Below are 19,559 nucleotides of genomic sequence, written 5' to 3'. Positions count from 1 at the left end.
ATTTTCCCAAGGCATCGGCCCGATCGGGGCCGGTGATCTAGCCGTTCGTGACGCGGCGGCCGGCTTCGTCGACGATGCGCTCGCCGTCCTCCTTGACGAACGGTCCGCGCTGCGGCGGCAGCAGGTCAATCACCTCTTCCGAGGGGCGGCACAGCCTCACGCCGTTCGGTGTCACCACGATCGGCCGGTTGAGCAGGATCGGGTGCTTCTCGATTGCGTCGAGCAAGGCGTCGTCGCCCAGGGACAGGTCTGCAAGGCCGAGTTCGGCGAATGGCGTCCCCTTCTCGCGCAGGACCTGCCGGAGCGTGAGACCCATCCGCGCAACCAGGTCCACGATCATCGCCGGGGACGGTGGCATCTTCAGGTAGTCGATGACGTGAGGTTCGACGCCGGCGTTCCTGATCAGGGCAAGCGTGTTCCGCGAGGTTCCGCAGTCGGGATTATGGTAGATGATGACGTCCATCGGCGGGGACCTTTGGTGGGCAGCAGGGAACGAGTTCGTCGATGAGCGGCTGGCACAGGTCAGCCCGCCCGCCGCAGCAATCCTTCAGCAGGAAGGCGATCACCGCGCGAAAGCCGTCGAGATCGGCGCGATAGATGATCGAGCGGCTCTGCCGCTCGCCCGCGATCAGTCCTGCGCGCGACAGGATGGCGAGATGAGCCGACATCGTGTTCTGCGGAACATCCAGCAGCCGCGCGAGCTCGCCGGCGGGAACGCCTTCGGGCTCGCGGTTCACCAGAAGCTTGAAGGTGTCGAGGCGCGTGGGCTGTGCCAGTGCAGCCATGGCGAGAATGGTTTGTAAATTATCCATATATCCGAGTTAATGGATATTATAGATGTTGGCAAGGGCCTCCGTTTCCTTGAATGTCTCCCTCTGTGTTTCCGGCCGTGCCGAACGCGCCCCATGCGCAAGGAGGTGGGGCCGACGTCGCAACGGTCGCCGAACGCCAGGGGTTCGCCTCTTCCGCTGCCTCAGCTGCGCCGCGACAAAACGGTTCAGTCGCAGCCGGACCCTGCAGCCGTGGCGCGACCCGGCTCGGCTTCAGACGCCTCCTCGGCGTCGCCCATCGCTTCGGTGAGGGCGACAATCCGGCGGCGTGTCTTGAAGTTCCTGATCGAAGCGAAGGCTTTGGCCAGACGGATGCCGTCGCGGGTGGCGAGCAGGTCAGCGACCTCCGGGGGCGGGGCTTCCGGGGCTGTGTCGGTCGCCGGAGTGGAGATCACGGGGGCTCCCTCAAAAAAATGGGAAACGGGGACCTGAAAGATATTGGCGATATGCTGGAGCCGGCTCGCACTGATCCGGTTCACGCCCTTCTCGTATTTCTGGATCTGCTGAAACGTGATCCCCAGCAACTCGGCAAGCTTCGTCTGGCTGTAGCCCGTCAGGCGGCGCATTCTTCGCAGGCGAATGCCGACATACTCATCGACCCGGTTTGGTTCCTTCACCTGTGCCGCCCCTGATTTTCAGACTATCGAAAAGGGACTATAGGCCCTTCAAGCCGTTCTTGTCCGCTCTGGTCGAATAAGTCAGCCGACCAACGTCGCACCAAATGATGCGAAGAAGGCGAGGCGCTCTTGCGCGGCCGGCGCGCGCCGGTTTCCCCGATGCGGATCGCCCGGGCGGAGCACACCTGGATGATCGGACCGGATATCGTACCGGGTCCGATCATCTGAGTGTTCCGTGTTCGCATCGGCTTTCCCGAAAGCCGCGATCCACTTGTCCTGCCGATGCCTTAGTCGGTGGTGCCGAGTGGCGCGCCGACGCCGATCCGCGAGGTGATCAGGTCATAATGTTCGACGCGGCGATGAGCGGCGAAGTTGAACATCGTCTCCTTGCCGAAGCGCGTGGCATCGAGATCGCAGGCATGGATCAAGAGCCCGTCCTCGTCATGGTCGAGTTCACCGACGATCTTGCCGCTGGGATCGGCGATCAGCGTGCCGCCGAAGAGCGGGAAGCCGTCCTCGACGCCGGCCTTGGCGACCGCCACGACCCAGGTCGAGTTGTGATAGGCGCCGGCCTGCACCGACAGGCGGTGATGGAACAGGCGGTCGGCCAGCGTCTCGGTCTTGGAATGGCCGTTGGTGGTCGGCGTGTTATAACCGAGCACGACCATCTCGACGCCCTGCAACCCCATGACGCGATAGGTCTCGGGCCAGCGCCGGTCGTTGCAGATCGCCATGCCGACCAGCCCGTTCTCGAAGCGCCAGACCGGGAAGCCGCGGTCGCCAGGCTCGAAATAGCGCTTTTCGAGATGCTGGTGCGCCCGGGTCGGGTCGCGTTCGGCATGGCCGGGCAAATGCACCTTGCGGTACTTGCCGATGATCTGGCCGGTCCTGTCGACCAGGATCGAGCTGTTGAAATGCCGTCCCTCCGGCGTCAGCTCGGCATAACCGAAGCTCATGGCGATGCCGAGCGCGCGCGCCGTGTCGAAGAGCGGCTGCGTGTCGGGGCCGGGCATCGCGGTTTCGAACCACTGGTCGGCCTCGACACGGTCCTCGCAATACCAGCGCGGGAAGAAGGTCGTCAGGGCGAGTTCCGGATAGATGACGAAATCGGCGCCGCGGGCCTTTGCCTGCTGCATCAGCGCGATCATCCGGCGCACGACCGATGCGCGATCATCGGCGCGGTGGATGGGACCGAGCTGAGCCGCTGCAACGGTAAGAAGGCGGGACATCGAAAGAGACTCCTTGGGCTGTGAAGGCCAGTTCAAACTGGCCGCAATCTAGCCGGGCGCCACCAAAACAAGTATATACCATTTCTCTACTGACCTATAAGGGGAGGTTATGTGCCATGGCGATGAATCTTCGGCAGATCGAGATGTTCCGCGCGGTCATGGTGACAGGCTCGATCAGCGGCGCGGCGCGCCTGCTCTCGGTCTCCCAGCCGGCGATCAGCCGGCTCCTGTCCTATACGGAGGATCGGCTCGGCCTGACGCTGTTCGAGCGCGTCAAGGGCCGCGTCCAGCCGACGCCCGAGGCGCGGCAGCTCTTCGCCGAGGCTGAGCTCGTCCATCAGGGCGTGACCCGGGTCAACGACATGGCGGAGGAGTTGCGCCGCGGCAGCGCGGGGTCGATCCGACTGCTGGCAAGCCCCAGCGTCGGCCACATGCTGGTGCCGAAGGCGATCGGCCGCTTCCGCCAGTCGCATCCCGATGTGCGCGTCGATTTCGAGATCCTGACGCTGGCCGAGCTGATCGCGCGCATCGCCAGCCATCGCGCCGATCTCGCCGTCACCTCCATGGCCGTCGAGGATCCGAGCGTGAAAGCAACGCAGATCGCCGAGGGACGCCTGCGCGTGATCTTCCCCGAAGGCCATCCGCTCGGCAGCAAGCGCGTGCTGAAGCCGGCCGATCTCGTGCCCTATCCGATGATCGGGTATGGCTCGCAGACGCCCTATGGCATGGTCGTCAATCGCGCTCTTGGCGCCACGCCAAAGCCCATCCGCTTCAACGCGCAGGTGCGCTTCACGCCGAATGCCTGCTCGCTGGTTCAGGCCGGCGGCGGCATCGCGATCGTCGACGACTTCGTGCTGGTCGACAACGCCTGGCCGAATATCCGCTCCCGCCCTCTGGTGCCGAAGACGACAACGCGGCCTCATCTGCTCTCCTCGCGGGTCGAGCCGCTGTCGCGCATCGCCCGCAGTTTCGTGCAGGGGCTGATGGAGCTGCTGCCGCTCGCGACCGACCCCGCCATGCCGGATTGAGCGGGGGCGGATGCAGCCGCCGCACGATGTGCGCCGCAGCATAACCATATATTATGTATCGCAGCGAAATTGGTATTTGATCTGATCGGCGTCCCCACTGTTTCTGTCCATAGGGGAACCAGGAAGGGCGACCACAATGTCGAAATTCACGTCGAGCACTCTCACAGCCATCTTCAGCGCGGCCGTCGCGTTGTCCGTACCGTCTGCCGCTCGTGCGGCCGAGAACGTGCATCTCATGCTCGACTGGATTCCGACCGGCGATTACGCGCCTTATTATGCCGGCATCGCGTCGGGCATCTATCAGCGCAATGGCATCGAGCTGCGGATCAGCAAGGGCAACGGCTCCGGCGACACGCTGAGCAAGGTGGCCGGCGGCGCGGCCGATATCGGCATGGCCGATATTTCCGCCCTGTTCACCGCGCGCCAGCGCAGCTCCGTACCGCTGAAGATGATCGGCGCGGTCTACGCCCATTCCCCGCACTCGCTCTTCGTGCGCAAGGATTCCGGGATCACCACCTTCACCGGGCTCGAAGGCAAGAAGATCGGCATCACGCCGGGCAACAGCCACCGGCTCTACTTCCCGGCGGTCGCCGCGGCGGCAAAGACCGATCCCAACAAGATCGAGTGGGTGACCGTCGACGGCTCGGCCATGGGTCCGCTGCTGATCAGCGGCAAGGTCGACGCCATCCCGTCCTACTCGACCAATTTCTACTATCAGAACAAGCAGGCCCAGCGCGCTGGCAAGGAGCTCGCCTTCCTGCCCTTCGTCGAGGCGGGTTTCGCGATCTACTCGCTTGCCTTCCACACCACCGAGGCGAGCGCGAAGAACCGCCCGGAGATGCTGAAGAGCTTCATGAAGGCGACCACGGAATCCTGGGAGGCGGCGCGCGACAATCCGCAGGCCACCTGCGAGGCGCATGTGAAGGCGATCCCGCAGGTCGATCTCGATGATTGCCTCGGCAGCCTGAAGGCGACGCTGGGCTTCATCTTCACCGATCACGCCAAGGAGGCCGGGGTCGGCGGCATCACCACCGAGCGCCTGAACAAGACCTATGAGGTCGTTGCCCAGTCGCAGAATCTCGACCCCAAGCTCGATCCGGCGACCGCGGTCGACATGTCCTTCCTGCCGCCGAAGAAGTGACGAGAGCGGACAGGGCAGGGGACGCCGGAGAATAGACATGATTGAAATCAGCGGGGCCGGCCAGGTCTTTGGCTCGGTCGGCAATGGCGGCGTGCGCGCGCTCGACGGGATCGATCTCACGATCCGCGACCGCGAGATCGTCACGCTCGTCGGCCCCTCCGGCTGCGGCAAGTCCACCTTGCTGCGGCTCGTCTCCGGCCTGGTGCCGCCGACGGAGGGCAGCATCGCCATCAATGGGGAGCGCGTCAGCGCGCCGCGGCAGGACACGGGCATCGTCTTCCAGGCGCCGACCCTGCTGCCCTGGGCGACGATCATGGAGAACGTGATGTTCCCCTCCACGATCATGGGGCGTGCCGACGAGACGGCGCGCCGGCGGGCGAAGGACCTGCTGGCCGTCGCCGGCATCGCGGATTTCGCCGATCACCGGCCGCGCCAGCTTTCCGGCGGCATGCAGCAGCGCGCCGCGATCTGCCGGGCGCTGGTGCATGATCCCGACATCCTGCTGATGGACGAGCCCTTCGGCGCGCTCGATGCGTTGACCCGCGAGATCATGACGATCGAGCTGCTGCGGATCTGGGCGAATGCGCCCAAGACCATCATTTTCGTCACCCATTCCATTCCCGAAGCGGTGATCCTGGCGGACAGGGTCGTCGTGATGTCCCCCCGGCCTGGCCGGATCGCGGAGATCATCGATGTCGATCTGCCGCGCCCGCGCGATTTCGCCATGTCGGGCCACCCGGAATTCCAGCGCTGCGCCGGCCGCATCCGCGAACTGATCTTCGGCGAGCAGGGGACGCATTTCGATGTCGAACACTAAAGCCCTGCGCCTGCTCGGCGCGAGCCGCGAATTCGTGATCCCGCTCGTCGCTCTGGTCGTGCTGATGGCGATCTGGGAGGTGACCGTCCGGGTCTTCGCCATTCCCGAATACCTGCTGCCGGCGCCTTCGCGGATCTTCCAGGACACGGCGGCGATGGGCCCGGCGCTGGGCGAGCATACGCTGGCGACGCTCAGGACCGTGCTGTTCGGCTTCCTGCTCTCGATCGCGGTCAGCTTCCCGCTCGCGGTGCTGATCTCCTCCTCGCGGCTGGCGGCGGATGCGATCTATCCGCTGCTCGTCCTGACCCAGTCGGTGCCTAAGGTCGCGATCGCGCCGATCCTGGTCGTGATGCTGGGTCCCAACGAGCTGCCGCGCGTCATCGTGACCTTCCTGGTCGCCTTCTTCCCGCTGGTGATCTCGATGACCACCGGTCTGCTGGCGGTGCCGACGGAGCTGGTCGAGCTTGCCCGGTCCTGCCGCGCGAGCAAGCTGCAGGAGCTGCTGCGGGTGCGTCTGCCCTATTCGATCCCGTTCGTGTTCTCCGGCCTGAAATCGGCGATCGCGCTCTCCGTCGTCGGCGCCGTGGTCGGCGAGTTCGTCGCGGCGGAACGGGGCCTGGGCTATCTCATCACCTCGGCAACCGCGTTCTTCAAGGTTCCCGTCGCCTTCGGTGCCATGCTGATCCTGGCCCTGCTCGGCATCGTCCTGTTCCAGCTGATCGTCGTCGCCGAGCGGGTGTTCTTCCCCTGGGCTGCGGCCGAGCAGCGGCGCTGACCCCGCGGCGCCGAGAAGGAGACCCCGCCATGACCGCAAGCCCGCTCTACACGATCATCCGCAACGCCCTCGTCCTCCTGCCGGAGCGCGTTCAGGCTGAACCGCTCGACCTGCTGCTCGAAGGCGACACGATCCGCGAGATCGGTCCGCGCGGCATGTCCGCCCCCGAGGGGGCGGCAGCGATCGACGCCACCGGCAAGCTCGTTCATCCCGGCCTCGTCAACGCCCATACCCACGGCCATGGCGCGCTCGCCAAGGCCATGGGGGACCGCTGGTCGCTCGAACTGCTCCTGGCCGCCGGCCCCTGGATCAGCGGCAACCGCAGCCTCGAGGACAAATATCTCAGCGCCGCACTCAACGGCGCCGAGATGGTGCTGAAGGGCACGACCGCCTGCTACGACCTGTTCTTCGAGGTGCCGGCGCCGTCGGTCGAGGGCATGTCGGCTGTCGCCCGGGCCTATCAGGATGTCGGCATGCGCGCGACGATCGCGCCGATGGTCGCCGACACGACGCTCTATGAGGCCATTCCCGGCCTCTACGACGCCTTGCCCGAGCCGCTGCGCGCCGAGGTCGACCGCTTCCGGATGCAGCCCTATGCCGAGACGCTGAAGGGCTTCGAGGCTTTTGTCACGCAGGCGCGCTTCGATACGGAGCGGCTGAAGATCGCGCTCGCCCCGACGATCCCGCTGCATTGCTCGGACGGTTTCCTCGGCGCCTGTCGCGACTGTGCCCGCCGCTTCGGTCTCGGCCTGCACAGCCATGTCGCGGAATCGAAGATCCAGGCGCTCTCCGGCATGAAGCGCTATGGCCGCACGCTGACCGCCCATCTCGACCAGCTCGGCCTGCTCGGCCCCGATTTCACGGTCGCCCATGGCGTCTGGCTCGATCCGGAGGACATGCGCATCCTTGCCGGGCATGGCGCCTCGGTCGCGCATAACCCGGCGAGCAACATGCGGCTGGGCAGTGGGCTTGCCGACGTGCGGGCGATGCTCGCGGCCGGCGTCAATGTGGCGATCGGCACGGACGGCTCGAATAGCGGCGACAACCAGAACATGTACGAGGCGACGCGCCTGGCCTCCTTCGTCTCGAAGGTGCGCGGGCCCGATGTCCGGGAATGGCTGACCACGCCTGAGGCCCTGCATGCGGCGACCGAAGGCGGCGCCCGCGCGCTCGGCTTCCGGGGCCGCATCGGCCGGATCGAAGGTGGCTACAAGGCGGATCTCGTCTTCGTCGATCTCGGCCATATCAACTGGCTGCCGCATAACCGCACCGTGAACCAGATCGTCCATGTCGAAGATGGCACGGCGGTGCGCGACGTGATGATCGGCGGTCGCTTCGTCGTGAAGGAGGGGCGCCTGCTGACGCTCGACCTCGCGAAGCTGGCGCGCGAGGCGGAAGCGGCGCGCGAGCGGCTGGAAGCGGCGAACGCGCCCATGAAACTGCTGGCCGAGAAGCTGCAGGATGCGGTCGCGAGTTTCTGCGTCGGCCTCGCCCGGCAGCCCTACCAGGTCGAGCGCTACGGCGCGCCGCTGCGCTGAGGCACGGCTCCGTTCGGCATTCGGCCGTCGAACGGAGATCCCCTTCGCGGACGCGACCGACCGGCCGGCTTCGCTGATGGCCGGTCGTCGGCGACGGCCTCACCAATATGCCCGGTAAACCGTACGGGGATAATAGTGCGGGCCGTAATAAGCCCGGTTCCAGCCGTAATAGCGCGGGGCGTAATAGACGGGCCGCGCATAGTAATAGCCCGGGCGATAATAGACCCGCGGGCCATAATAGGAATAGGCGGGATAGCCATATCCGTAGCCATAGGCCGGATAACCGTATCCATAGGCATAGGCGGGCGTCGTTGCTGCGGCGACCAGGCCTCCGAGAAGCGCCCCGCCGACCAGCCCGGCCGCGACAGCGCCGCCGCCCCAGCCATAGTTGCGATAATACCCGCCGTGATAGCCCCAGCCGCCCCCGCGCCAATATTGCGCGTCGGCGGTTCCGACACTGCCGGTCATGATCAAAGCGGCAGTGGCGAGCGTTGCGAGTTTCCTCATGACACCCTCCCACCTCTTGCTGTGACGCAAGCGAGGCCAACCGACGTCATGTCGCTTCCGCTATCCCCGGGCAGAAGTGCCGTCGTGGGCCGGTGCTTTCGCGCCAACCGTCTCCGATAATGCCGAATTTACACGCGTTTCCGGCGGGATGCAGCAGCCTTGATGCCGCGCGTTTGCGACAATGCTCCGGTGCGCGTCGGAGGAGGCGGACCTGATGACCGGCATAGGCTGTTGCCAGAGTTCTGGGCGCCAGCGCCCGGGCCCGCTTGGGCAGGGAAGAGTCTGAGGATTTGCTGAAGCTCTGAGGGGATGCTTGGGGTTGCAGACATCGCGGCTCGACGCATGTGCGGTCGTCTGCAACTGTTCCGGCATGGCTAGCGATCCCAAATACCTTGTCGCTGCAGGTTATGACGACGTTGCAGACGCATATCTCGAACGGTTCGGGGTATCTGCTGTTCGTCAGAAATGGCTCGGCCGTCTTGTCGACAGCCTGCCAGCCGATGGCGGCCGGGTCCTCGATCTCGGCTGCGGTGCGGGCATCCCCGTGGCGCGGGATCTTGCGGCATTGGGACATGCCGTCATCGGTGTCGACGCATCGGCACAACAGATCCTCAGGGCTCGAAAGCAGGTCCCGCTGGCGACATTCATCCTGGCGGATATGTGCGACGTGGCGCTTGAAGCCGGTTCCTTCGACGCGGTTGGCGCCTTCTATTCCATCACGCATGTCCCCTCTGTCCAGCAAGGGCCGTTGATCCTGAAGATCGCGAGATTGCTGAAGCCGGGCGGTGTCTTTGTTGGAAGCTTTGGAACAGGTGTTTCCGGCGAGTGGACCGGTGAATGGCTGGGAACCACGATGTTCTTCGGTCACAACGGCGAAGCGGAAACACTGAAATATCTATCCGATGCCGGATTGCTCGTCCGCAAATCGTCGATCGAACAGCAGGACAACGAGGAGGCCTCCTTTCTGTGGATCGAGGCCGCAAAGGAGACCTGACCGCTTTTGCTCAATCGGGTATTTGCGCCCGCGGCCCGGGAGGACCGCGGGAACCAATGAACGTCCTCCAGCATCTGTTGCAGAACTCGCGATCGAGCCATTGAGCCTATCAGCCCGGCCAGCGCGACTGGCCTGATCGTCGCCCTTTACGATACGAAAGACGCGCCGGTACACGACTGCGTCCCCTTGGGTTATGCCGGGTAGAGGGGGCGTCTCCCGCCGGTCAGATGGCCAACGGGTTCACCGCGGCTCCGATCAATCGGACCAGCGAGAGAGCCGTCATCTCCGATGATTTCGGATTGGCGGCAAGAGCGCGGTTCTCGATTGCGATCTCGAGCCGGCCGAACGCCCCGCTTGCGGCAAGGCGATGGCTGTTTGCCTTCGCCCCGGGATCGGCGACGAGCTGGATGCGGGTCCGGTCGAGCCCGATGCCGGCCAGCGCGCTGATCACCGCGACATTGGCGTTCTGCGGGAACAGCGACGCCGCCTCGCGCGCGGTTCCGCAGAAGAAGGTCAAGGGCGCCGAAAGCGCGTCGAGCGACGCCATCGCCTCGGCCGCCGTGCCGCGCCAGGCCGCGGGCGGCTTGACGATGGTATGGGTGACCTCGTCCAGCGGAAGCGCCGCGGCCGCGGCCAAGGCATCGATCCCCCCGAGCGCGCCCGCCGGAATCAGGAGCCGGCTGCCATTGGTCTCGGCCACCTCCAGGAGCCTGCCGAGCAGCGCGTCGTCGCAAAGGGCGCTGGTCGAGGCCACGGCAAAGGCCGGGGCGTGGCGCAGCGCTGCCGCGCCCCATCCGGCCACAGCCTCGCGCCCGGCGGCTTCGACGACGAGGTCGAGCCCGAGACCGGCGAGCTGCCCCGGATCCGTGATCGGCGCCGCGCCCGTCGGCAGGCCGGGCGCGCTCGACAGATCGCGAAGGCCGATGGCCGCGACAGTGACGCGGGAGCCCAGGCGCTGCGCCAGCAACCCGGCGACGCGGCGGCTGATCGCGCCCCAGCCGATCAGGGCGATCCGAAGAGGCTTGCGCGGGTGCGACATGGTCAAGCGCCGGCCGTGTTGCGAGCGAGTTCGAGCAGCTTGCCACCGTTCAGGCCGTCGAGGAGGCTGAAATGATGTCCCGCGCAAAGGACCGGCGGTCCGGCCCGCCAGGCGGTGGCAAGTGCGGCTGACTGGGCCTTGAAGGCATCGCTTTCCACTTCGCCAACGGCGAAGGCGAGGCGTGCGGAGGGGCAGGGCCGGCCGTGCAGGCTCAGGCGTTCGGCCCGGGCCAGGTCGTCGAGGCCAAGCAGGCGCCCGAGCGGGAGATGGCCGAGCGGTGTCAGGTCGAAGAGACCCGAGAGCAAGAGCCCGGAGGCAATGGGCGGGGCATCCGACGCAACCAGCGCCATGGCGGCGAGGTGGCCGCCGGCGGAATGCCCCGCGAGATGCAGCCGCGCGGCGTCGATGCCGAGCGCCTCGGCTTCCCCGACCAGGAAGTTCAGGGCAGCGACGATCTGCTCCGCGCTCCGCTCCAGCGGGGTCTCGGGCGCAAGCCCGTAATTCGGCATGGCGACGGCGAAGCCGGCCGCCAGCATGCCCTGTGCGAACTGCGCGTGCTGGACCTTGTCGGAGGCCTGCCAGTAGCCACCATGGACGAAGACCCAGAGCGGCGGGCGCGAGACGCCCCGTGGCAGGTAGAGGTCGAGCGTCTCGAGACGCCCCGGCCCATAGGCCAGGTCGCGGCCGCGGTGATGAGCGCGGAAGGCTTCGCCGTCGCGGCTCCATTGCCGGAACAGCGCCTTCATGTCGGCCTGCAGGCGCGGACTGTACTGGCGGGCGAGCTGCGGCAGCGTGTGGCCTTGAACGAGCCTCTCCGGTGGTGGTGTCGGCTCGGAGTGCCGCGCGCGGATCGCCAGGCCGGGCTCCGCTCTCGGCTGCAGCCGGATCGGCGGGCGGAAGCCGGCGAAGACCTCGCGATAGGCGAGCTCGACCTCATGGCGCGAGAGATGGAAGGCCGCCGGCTCGCTTGTCTCCCATGTCATCGAGAGCAGATGCTGCGGCCCGCAGCCGGCTGCGACCAGCCCGTCGAGGATCGTCGCGAGCGCATCGCGCAGCGCCTCGACCGGATCGGTCAGGGATGTCGTCGCGACGAGCTCTGCCGCGACTATGTCAGACGCCGACATAGCGATGGACCATTTCTGCCTGCGCTGCGAGATCGACACTGCTGCCGGACCAGACGGTGCGGCCCTTTTCGAGGATGTAGTGGCGATCGGCGATGCGCTTGAGGACGTTGATGTTCTTGTCGATCAGCAGGATGGACTGGCCCTGCGCCTTGAGCACCTCGATGCAGGACCAGATCTCGGCGCGGATCACCGGCGCGAGCCCCTCGGTCGCCTCGTCGAGGATCAGGAGCTTCGGATTGGTCATCAGCGCCCGGCCGACTGCGAGCATCTGCTGTTCGCCGCCTGACAGGGTCCGCGCCGATTGCCAGGCGCGCTCCTCAAGGCGCGGGAACAGGCGATAGACCCGTTCGAGCGTCCAGGGCTGTGCACGCTTCAGCCGGTTCGATGCGGTGGCGACGAGGTTTTCGCGCACGCTCAGCGTAGGGAAGACCTGCCGGCCTTCCGGCACCAGGCCGATGCCACAGCGGGCGATCTTCTCCGGCGGACTGCCCGATACGGCGCGGCCCCCGAACCGGACTTCGCCGGCCTTCGGCGGGAGCAGGCCCATGATCGAGCGCACGGTGGTGGTCTTGCCCATGCCGTTGCGGCCGAGCAATGTCACGACCTCGCCCTCCGCGATGTCGAGCGCGACGTCGAAGAGGACCTGGCTGGCGCCATAGGCCGATTGCAGGTTGCGTACGCTCAGCATCAGGCGTCTCCCTCGCCGAGATAGGCGATGCGGACATCCGGGTTGTCGCGAATTTCGGCGGCTGTCCCGGTCGCGATCACGCGGCCATAGACAAGCACGGAGATCCGGTCCGCCAGCGCGAAGACCGCGTCCATGTCGTGTTCGACGAGCAGCAGGGTGACGCGCCCCTTCAGGGCCCGGAGCATCGCGACCATCTGTTCGCTCTCGGCATGGCCGAGGCCGGCCATTGGTTCGTCGAGCAGGAGAAGGCGCGGTTCGCAGGCGAGCGCCACCGCGAATTCGAGCTGTTTCTGCTCGCCATGGGAGAGATCGGCGACTCTCACCTCGGCGCGCGCCGCCAAGCCGGCCGCCGCCAGATGCTGCCGTGCCCTGGCGCGCAGCGCCTCGTCGCGACGGGCATTGGCGAAGAAGCGAAAGCTGTGCCCTTCATGGGCCTGCACGGCCAGCGCGACATTGTCGAGCATGGTGTAGTCCGGCAGCAGATGGGTGATCTGGAAGGTGCGGGCGAGGCCGCGACGGACGCGCTGCGGCGTCGGCAGCCGGCCGATATCCTCGCCGTCCAGGCGGATCTCGCCCTCGTCATGGGAGAGCTCGCCGAAGAGCTGGGTGATCAGCGTGGTCTTGCCCGCGCCGTTCGGGCCGATCAGGGCGTGGACCTCGCCTTCGACCACGTCGAGATCGACCTTGTCGGTGGCTACGAGTCCGCCAAAACGCTTCTGCAGGTTGCGGACGGAAAGCAGGGGCTGCGTCATCTCCCGACCCTTCCGACGCGGTTGAAGAGCGCGCTGAGCCCGCCCTGCGTGAACAGGACGACGAACAGCAGGACAGGCCCGAGGATGAGCTGCCAGTGCTCGGTCCAGGCGGTGAGCACGGTTTCCAGGATGACGAGCGCAGCCGCGCCGAACAGCGGGCCAAGGACCGTGCCGACACCGCCGAGGATGACCATGATCATCAGCTCGCCCGACTTGGTCCAGTGCAGCATGTCGGGGCTGACGAAGCGCAGGTAATTGGCCATCAGCGCCCCGGCGAGCCCGGCCCCCATGCCGGAGACGACGAAGGCGGTGAGCTTGTAGGAATAGGGCGCGACGCCGATCGCCGCCATGCGGCGCTCGCTCTGCCGGATGCCGATCAGGACCATGCCGAAGCGTGATCCGACGATCCGCGAAAGCGCGCCGAAGACCAGTGAGGCCGCCGCCAGGCAGATGAAGTAGAACACCGTGTCGTTGCGGGTATCGAGGTCGAACAGGACATTGCGGCGGCGGATGATCAGCCCGTCATCGCCGCCATAGGCCTTGATCGAGACGAACAGGAAGAACAGCATCTGCGCGAAGGCGAGCGTGATCATGATGAACTGCACGCCGCTCGTGCGCAGGCAGAGTGCGCCGATGCAGAGGGCGAGGATGCCCGCGACAAGCATCGCGGCGGGAAGGGTAATCAGGAGCTGGTTCGTTCCCGGCAGCAGGCCGAAGAGCAAGGTGTCGCCGACGAAGCCCTGGTAGAGGATGCCGACGACATAGCCGCCGATGCCGAAGAAGGCGGCATGGCCGAAGCTCACCATCCCGCCGAAGCCCAGGGCGAGATTGAGGCTGGCGGCGGCAATCGCGTAGATCAGCACGAGGGTCGCCAGGGGCACGAGCGAGGGCTGGCCGATGGCCTGCAGGACGAAGGGCAGGGCGCCGAGCGCCAGGCCAATCGCGGCAGCGGTCAGGAGCCGGCCACGGGCCGGCGCCCGGGCGACAGGACTGGTCATGATGTCATGCATGGGCGGGAAAGAGCCCCTTCGGGCGCACGAGCAGCACGATTGCCATCAGCAGGTAGATCCCCATCGAGGACAGGCCGCCCGCGAGCGCATCGGCCTCGGATGGATTCATGACCGAGCGCAGCAGGCCGGGGAGGAAGGCGCGCAGGCTGGTGTCGACGAGGCCGACGATCAGCGCGCCGAAGAAGGCGCCCCGGATCGAGCCCACGCCGCCGATCACCACGACCACGAAGGTCATGATCAGGATCTGCTCGCCCATGCCGACCTGGACGGCGAGGATCGGCCCCGCCATCAGCCCGGCAAGTCCGGCGAGCAGCGCGCCGAGCCCGAATACGGCGGTGTACAGCAGGCGAATGTCCACGCCGAGCGCCCTGACCATCTCGCGATGGGTCGCGCCGGCGCGCACCAGCATGCCGACGCGTGTGCGGTTTATCAGGAGATAGAGCCCGAGGGCCACCGCAAGGCCGACCGCGATGACCGCGATCCGGTAGACCGGATAGACCAGCCCTGGGAGCAATTCGACGGAGCCGTTCAGCTCAGGAGGCACCGAGACGAAGAGCGGCTGCCTGCCGAACAGGATCGTCACCGACTGGTTGAAGATGAGGATGAGCGCGAAGGTCGCGAGCACCTGGTCGAGATGGTCGCGCGCATAGAGCCGGCGCAGGACCAGGAGTTCGACCGCCATGCCGGCCGCAGCCGCCGCGGCGAGCCCGGCTGGCACTGCGAGCAGCAGTGAGCCCGTGCTGGTCGCGACAAAGGCTCCGGCATAGGCACCGATCATGTAGAGCGAGCCATGCGCCAGGTTGATCACGCCCATGATGCCGAAGATCAGTGTCAGCCCGGCGGCGAGCAGGAACAGCATCACGCCGAACTGCAGGCCGTTGAGCAGTTGTTCGAGGATCAGCGCCATGGGCGGTCCACCTGATCAGAGCTTGCACTGCGCCGCGTAGGCGTCGCCGTAATTCGTCAGGATCTTGCCGACGGTCTTGAGGACGAGCTTGCCGTCGCTGTCCTTTTCGGCCCGCAGCCCATACCAATCCTGGATCGGATGCTGGTTCGGGCCGAACTTGAAAGCGCCGCGCACGGACTGGAAATCGGCCTTGGCGAGCGCCTTGCGCAGGGCCGGCACATCGGGTTTTCCAGCGGTGGCCTTGAGCGCGGAGGCGATGGCCAGCGCCGTGTCATAGCCCTGGCTCGCGTAATAGGTCGCCGGGCGGTTATAGGCCTTGGTCCAGGCCGCCATGAAGGCCTTGTTGGCTGGGTTGTCGAAGTCGGAATTCCAGTGGCTCGAGGCGTTCACGCCAAGCGCGGCATCGCCGACCGCGGCAAGCGTCACCGCATCGAGCGAGGGGGCCGCGACGACCATCGGAATCTTGCCGGTCAATCCCGCCTGCTGGTACTGGCGCAAGAATGCGATACCGAGGCCGCCGGGGTTGAACTGGTAGACGAAGTCGGGATTGGCGGCGCGGATCTGCGCCATCTCCGCGGCGAAATCGGTCTGGTCGAGACGGGTATAGACCTCGCCCACGACCTCGCCCTTGAACATCCGCTTGAAGCCGGCGATGGCATCCTTGCCCGCCTGGTAGTTGGCTGCCAGGACGAAGGCCTTCTTGTAGCCGAGATTGTTGGCGTTCTGGCCGGCGCTCTCGTGCAGGCTGTCGTTCTGCCAGGCGATGGCGAAGTAGTTCTCGTGGCATTCCTTGCCCGCGAGATTGGACGGCGCGGCGTTGGCGCTGACATAGAGCGCGCCGGAATCGACGATGTCGGGCACGGTGGCGCCGGCGACGTTCGAGAAGACGATGCCGGTCAGGATCTTGATGCCATCGGTCTTGAGCATGCGCTCCGCGATCTGCTTGCCCTGACCGGGCTTGAGAGCGTCATCCTCGACGACGAGCTCGACGGGAACGCCGCCGAGCTTGCCGCCCTGCATCTCGATGGCGAGCTTGAAGCCATCGCGAATATCCTGGCCGAGATATCCGCCTGGTCCGGACAGGGTGGTGATCATGCCGATCTTGACGGGCTGCTGGGCGATGGCAGCTCCTGCCATCGAGGCGGAGGCCAGCAGGCCCAATAGCAATCTGCGAAATGTCATCGTGAGCTCCAGTTGCTTGCGTTCATGCCTCTGAGATTCTTGCTGCGCCTTATCCGTGCTGGCGCTTGCGTGGGAGGAACCGACGGCGCGGCCGGGATTCGGCCGCGCCGTTGAATTCCTACAGGCAGACCCATCCGGCCGGCGGTTCCTTGCCGGGATGGAGCGTGCCGCAATGCGGGCAGGTGCGGGCCTGCTCGTTGTTGTAGAAGGCCTTGTAGAGCGGCGGCAGGTCGTCGACGATGCTGACCAGATCGACCTCGACGCGATGCACGAGCTTCGTGCAGTTGAAGCAGTACCATTCGAAGGCATCGAGCCAGCCCTCGGGCCGCTTCGGCTCGATGACGAGGCCGATCGAGCCTTCCTGCGGGCGCTGCGGCGAATGGCGTACATGCGGCGGCAGCAGGAAGATCTCGCCCTCCCGGATCGTCACGTCGTAATGCTTCCCGTCATCGACGACCTTGAGCATCATGTCGCCCTTGAGCTGGTAGAAGAACTCCTCCACCGGATCGTCATGATAGTCGGTGCGCTGGTTGGGGCCGCCGACGACGGTGACCATCAGGTCGGAATCCGTCCAGATCTGCTGGTTGCCGACCGGAGGCTTCAGCAGATGCTGGTGCTCCTCGATCCATTTCGCGAAGTTGAAGGCCTTCAGCCGTCCTTCCGTCGCCATCGTTCCACCTCTCCCGTTTCGTCTGCCGGCGGTTCAGCCGGTCTTGGCCAATGATGCATCTGCGGCGTGCAGCTTCAGGCCGCAGGACTCGAAGGCGGCGCGCGTCGCGGCCTTCTCGGTCTCCGTCAGCTCCAGCAGCGGCGGCCTGACCCGGCCGCCGGCCTGGCCGAGCAGCTCCTGCCAGTATTTCTGATGGGCGTGCGGCTTCTCGGCGGGCCGTGTGCCACGCAGCGCCTCGCGGACCGGGTTCAGGCTGTCGCGCACGGCGCGCGCCTGCGCGGCGTCGCCACGGAAGGCGAGATCGGTATATTCGCGCATCCGCAGATCATGCGGCGTCTGGATCAGGCAGGGCGGCGAGGAGCAGAGATAGAGCTGCCAGCCGAGCTCGAGAATGTTGTCGAGCCATTCCTCCTCGGAGGCGCTGCTGACCAGGATGCGATCGCCGGCGAGCCTGGTAAGCTCGGCATACATCGGGCGCGGCACACTGTACTTGATCGCGACGACGTTCTCGATGTCGGCCAGCCGGTTGCAGAGCTGTGGCGAGAGCAGGTAGCCGCTGTCGGGATGGCTCCACAGCGCAATCCCGATATCGACCTTCTCGGCAATCGTCCGGTAGTATTCGTAGACCGTCTCCTCCTGCGCCTTGAAGAAATGCAGGACCGGGGCGTGGATGACGATGTAGTCGGCGCCGACCTTCTGCGCATGCCGGGCGAGATCGATCACCACATCCATGTTCTGGTCCGAACAGGACATGATCGTCGCGGCCCGGCCGGCCGCGGCCGCGACGGCGATCTCGAAGCTGAGCTTGCGCTCCTCGAGCGACATCGAGAAGAACTCGCCCTGCTTGCCGGCGATGAACAGGCCGTCGATGCCGAGCTGATCGGTCCAGTGCCGGATATTCGCGCTGAAGCCGTCCCGGTCGATCGCGAGATCGCGGGTGAACGGCGTCAGCGCGGCAGCCCAGATGCCTTTCATATTGGCGCGGGCATAGGCCTTTGCGTCTTTCTTTGAATATTTCATGCCGATGCTCCTGTTGCGGCCCCGCCGTCAGAGACCGCGTTCAGATGCTCATGCGGTGCGAGACGTTCTTGATGACGGTGTAATGCGATAGCCCCTCGGCCCCGCCCTCGCGGCCGTAGCCGCTGTCCTTCACGCCCCCGAACGGCGTCTCCGCGACGGAGGCCTCGAGGGTATTGATCGAGAGGTTGCCGGCCTCGATCCTTTCCGCCAGCCGGTCCGCATTGCTTGCGGCATGCGTGAACGCATAGGCGGCGAGCCCGAAGGGCAGGGCATTGGCCTTCTCGATCGCCTCGTCGAGGGACGAGACCGGATTGATCAGCGCCAGCGGGCCGAACGGCTCCTCTCGCATGGCGCGCGCGTCATCGGGAACATCGGCTATGACGGTGACCGGGAAGAAGTAGCCGCGGTTGCCGAGCCGTTCGCCGCCGGCCAGCACGCGCCCTCCCTTGGCCCGTGCATCGGCGACAAGCGTCTCGAGCGCCTCGATGCGGCGGGAATTGGCGACGGGGCCCATCTCTGTCGATGGGTCCAGGCCATTGCCGATGGTCACGGCGCGGGCCTTCTCGGCGAAGGTCTGGGCGAAGGTGGCGTAGATGCTCTTGTGAACGAAGAAGCGTGTCGGAGAGGTGCAGACCTGTCCGGTATTGCGCGATTTGCGCTGCGCGGAGGCGATGGCGGCGGCCACCGGGTCGACGTCGTCGCAAACGATGACCGGGGCGTGGCCGCCAAGCTCCATGAGCACGGGCTTCATATGGCGCGCCGCCAGAGTCGTCAGGTGCTTGCCGACCGCGGTCGAGCCGGTGAAGGCGATCAGGCGGGTCTGCTCCTGGGGAATGAGATAGTCGGACACCTCCGACGGAATGCCGAAGACGAGGTTGAGCACGCCGGCCGGCAGCCCGGCATCGTGAAAGGCCCGGGCAATATGGATGGCGCCGGCAGGCGTCTCCTCGGCAGCCTTGAGAATGATCGAGCAGCCGGCCGCCAACGCGCCGGCGATCTTTCGGGAGGGCTGGCTCATCGGGAAGTTCCACGGCGAGAAAGCCGCCACCATCCCGATCGGCTGATGCATGACGATATATTTGATGCCGGGCTCGCTGGGGATGACGCGGCCATAGAGGCGCTGGCCTTCGGCGGCATCCCATTCGAAGAACTCGCAGCCCCGGATCACCTCCAGGCGGGCCTGTCCAATCGGCTTTCCGTGTTCCAGCGTGATCGAGAAGGCGATCTCCTCGATGCGCTCACGCATGAGGGCGGCGGCCTTGAGGATGATCTCGCCGCGCCGGCGCGGCGATGTCCGGCTCCAGATCCTGAACCCGTCGGCCGACGCGGACAGCGCGGCGTCCAGATCCGACCGCGTCGCGAGCGGGACCATGCCGATGACGCTCTCGTCGACGGGGTTCAGGACCGGCTGCCCATTCGAGGCGCTCTTCCATGCGCCGCCGATATACATCTGAAGGTCAGGGTAGCAGTTCATCATGAGCCTCGAATGGACGGTGCCGGCGGGAGCACAGCGCTTGCGATCGACGAGCATCCGGCTTCGCTCCGCGAGGGGCACGATGGCCCGTGCGGCGCGCTGCGAGGCCCGTTGTCATCCTGCTGCGCGGGACGCTCCTTGACCTGAAGCCCTGCCATCCCCGGCCATCTCCAGGGCCGGGCCCGCCCGATGCGTGACCCCCGCCTTGACCAGGATC

21 protein-coding genes are annotated in these 19,559 nt (G+C 66.2%); 6 read left to right on the top strand and 15 right to left on the bottom strand.

The genetic code is table 11. The features are described 5' to 3' along the window. Positions 1-37: 37 nt before the first annotated feature. The 4 genes from arsC to AB4118_RS03845 form a co-directional block, all read right to left on the bottom strand. Entirely contained in the window at positions 38-463 is a 426-nt protein-coding gene (gene arsC / locus AB4118_RS03860; protein ID WP_441488481.1) for an arsenate reductase (glutaredoxin), read from the bottom strand. Continuing rightward, a complete protein-coding gene (locus tag AB4118_RS03855) occupies positions 441-812 on the bottom strand; it encodes an ArsR/SmtB family transcription factor (protein ID WP_441488480.1) in 372 nt (123 codons plus the stop codon). Before AB4118_RS03855 ends, arsC begins: the two co-directional genes overlap by 23 nt. A gap of 185 nt (positions 813-997) precedes the next feature. Beyond that, positions 998-1,447 carry a helix-turn-helix domain-containing protein gene (locus AB4118_RS03850; RefSeq protein ID WP_441488479.1) on the bottom strand — a complete coding sequence of 150 codons (450 nt, stop codon included), beginning with the start codon at positions 1,445-1,447 and terminating at the stop codon, positions 998-1,000. A 287-nt stretch (positions 1,448-1,734) separates the two neighbouring features. Beyond that, positions 1,735-2,676 (bottom strand): N-carbamoyl-D-amino-acid hydrolase, encoded by a 942-nt coding sequence (locus AB4118_RS03845; protein ID WP_441488478.1) that lies wholly within the window; start codon positions 2,674-2,676, stop codon positions 1,735-1,737. A 116-nt stretch (positions 2,677-2,792) separates the two neighbouring features. Here AB4118_RS03845 and AB4118_RS03840 point away from each other — a divergent pair, with 116 nt between their 5' ends. From AB4118_RS03840 to AB4118_RS03820, 5 genes are all read left to right on the top strand, one after another. Beyond that, positions 2,793-3,704, top strand: coding sequence for a LysR family transcriptional regulator (locus AB4118_RS03840; RefSeq protein ID WP_441488477.1), 912 nt, complete (start codon positions 2,793-2,795; stop codon positions 3,702-3,704). A gap of 136 nt (positions 3,705-3,840) precedes the next feature. Continuing rightward, positions 3,841-4,845 carry an ABC transporter substrate-binding protein gene (locus AB4118_RS03835; protein ID WP_441488476.1) on the top strand — a complete coding sequence of 335 codons (1,005 nt, stop codon included), beginning with the start codon at positions 3,841-3,843 and terminating at the stop codon, positions 4,843-4,845. A gap of 37 nt (positions 4,846-4,882) precedes the next feature. Continuing rightward, on the top strand, positions 4,883-5,662 hold the full coding sequence (locus tag AB4118_RS03830) for an ABC transporter ATP-binding protein (RefSeq protein WP_441488475.1): 780 nt from the start codon (positions 4,883-4,885) through the stop codon (positions 5,660-5,662). Further along, the gene (locus tag AB4118_RS03825; protein ID WP_441488474.1) at positions 5,649-6,437 is read left to right on the top strand and encodes an ABC transporter permease; all 789 of its coding nucleotides are present in this window, start codon (positions 5,649-5,651) and stop codon (positions 6,435-6,437) included. Before AB4118_RS03830 ends, AB4118_RS03825 begins: the two co-directional genes overlap by 14 nt. 29 nt (positions 6,438-6,466) lie before the next feature. Next, positions 6,467-7,975, top strand: coding sequence for an amidohydrolase family protein (locus tag AB4118_RS03820; RefSeq protein ID WP_441488473.1), 1,509 nt, complete (start codon positions 6,467-6,469; stop codon positions 7,973-7,975). A 99-nt stretch (positions 7,976-8,074) separates the two neighbouring features. On the opposite strand, the gene AB4118_RS03815 is transcribed toward AB4118_RS03820, so the two are convergent. After that, positions 8,075-8,482, bottom strand: a complete 408-nt coding sequence (locus AB4118_RS03815) for a hypothetical protein (protein ID WP_441488472.1) — start codon at positions 8,480-8,482, stop codon at positions 8,075-8,077. A 370-nt stretch (positions 8,483-8,852) separates the two neighbouring features. Between AB4118_RS03815 and AB4118_RS03810 the strand changes: the two genes are divergently transcribed. Next, the gene (locus AB4118_RS03810; protein WP_441488471.1) at positions 8,853-9,476 is read left to right on the top strand and encodes a class I SAM-dependent methyltransferase; all 624 of its coding nucleotides are present in this window, start codon (positions 8,853-8,855) and stop codon (positions 9,474-9,476) included. 223 nt (positions 9,477-9,699) lie between these two features. Here AB4118_RS03810 and AB4118_RS03805 read toward each other — a convergent pair whose 3' ends face one another. From AB4118_RS03805 to AB4118_RS03760, 10 genes are all read right to left on the bottom strand, one after another. Further along, positions 9,700-10,515 carry an aspartate dehydrogenase gene (locus tag AB4118_RS03805; protein WP_441488470.1) on the bottom strand — a complete coding sequence of 272 codons (816 nt, stop codon included), beginning with the start codon at positions 10,513-10,515 and terminating at the stop codon, positions 9,700-9,702. Positions 10,516-10,517: 2 nt separating this feature from the next. Continuing rightward, entirely contained in the window at positions 10,518-11,639 is a 1,122-nt protein-coding gene (locus AB4118_RS03800) for an alpha/beta hydrolase (protein WP_441488469.1), read from the bottom strand. Then, a complete protein-coding gene (locus tag AB4118_RS03795) occupies positions 11,626-12,327 on the bottom strand; it encodes an ABC transporter ATP-binding protein (RefSeq protein ID WP_441488468.1) in 702 nt (233 codons plus the stop codon). Before AB4118_RS03795 ends, AB4118_RS03800 begins: the two co-directional genes overlap by 14 nt. Further along, positions 12,327-13,079, bottom strand: coding sequence for an ABC transporter ATP-binding protein (locus AB4118_RS03790; RefSeq protein WP_441488467.1), 753 nt, complete (start codon positions 13,077-13,079; stop codon positions 12,327-12,329). The genes AB4118_RS03795 and AB4118_RS03790 overlap by 1 nt, the downstream gene beginning before the upstream one ends. Then, positions 13,076-14,077, bottom strand: a complete 1,002-nt coding sequence (locus AB4118_RS03785) for a branched-chain amino acid ABC transporter permease (protein ID WP_441488466.1) — start codon at positions 14,075-14,077, stop codon at positions 13,076-13,078. Before AB4118_RS03785 ends, AB4118_RS03790 begins: the two co-directional genes overlap by 4 nt. A gap of 4 nt (positions 14,078-14,081) precedes the next feature. Beyond that, positions 14,082-14,996 carry a branched-chain amino acid ABC transporter permease gene (locus AB4118_RS03780; RefSeq protein WP_441488465.1) on the bottom strand — a complete coding sequence of 305 codons (915 nt, stop codon included), beginning with the start codon at positions 14,994-14,996 and terminating at the stop codon, positions 14,082-14,084. A gap of 15 nt (positions 14,997-15,011) precedes the next feature. Continuing rightward, positions 15,012-16,178: an ABC transporter substrate-binding protein gene (locus tag AB4118_RS03775; RefSeq protein ID WP_441488464.1), complete on the bottom strand. Its 1,167-nt coding sequence runs from the start codon at positions 16,176-16,178 to the stop codon at positions 15,012-15,014. Positions 16,179-16,296: 118 nt separating this feature from the next. Further along, entirely contained in the window at positions 16,297-16,848 is a 552-nt protein-coding gene (locus tag AB4118_RS03770; RefSeq protein ID WP_441488463.1) for a 3-hydroxyanthranilate 3,4-dioxygenase, read from the bottom strand. A 33-nt stretch (positions 16,849-16,881) separates the two neighbouring features. Next, positions 16,882-17,868, bottom strand: coding sequence for a dihydrodipicolinate synthase family protein (locus AB4118_RS03765; RefSeq protein ID WP_441488462.1), 987 nt, complete (start codon positions 17,866-17,868; stop codon positions 16,882-16,884). A gap of 40 nt (positions 17,869-17,908) precedes the next feature. Further along, entirely contained in the window at positions 17,909-19,342 is a 1,434-nt protein-coding gene (locus AB4118_RS03760) for an NAD-dependent succinate-semialdehyde dehydrogenase (RefSeq protein ID WP_441488837.1), read from the bottom strand. Positions 19,343-19,559: the final 217 nt, after the last annotated feature.

This window comes from Allobosea sp. 2RAB26 (assembly GCF_052115465.1).
Taxonomy (GTDB): domain Bacteria; phylum Pseudomonadota; class Alphaproteobacteria; order Rhizobiales; family Beijerinckiaceae; genus Allobosea.
Note: the sequence above shows the minus strand (reverse complement) of the source record. Positions and strands in the feature narration are given on the sequence as shown.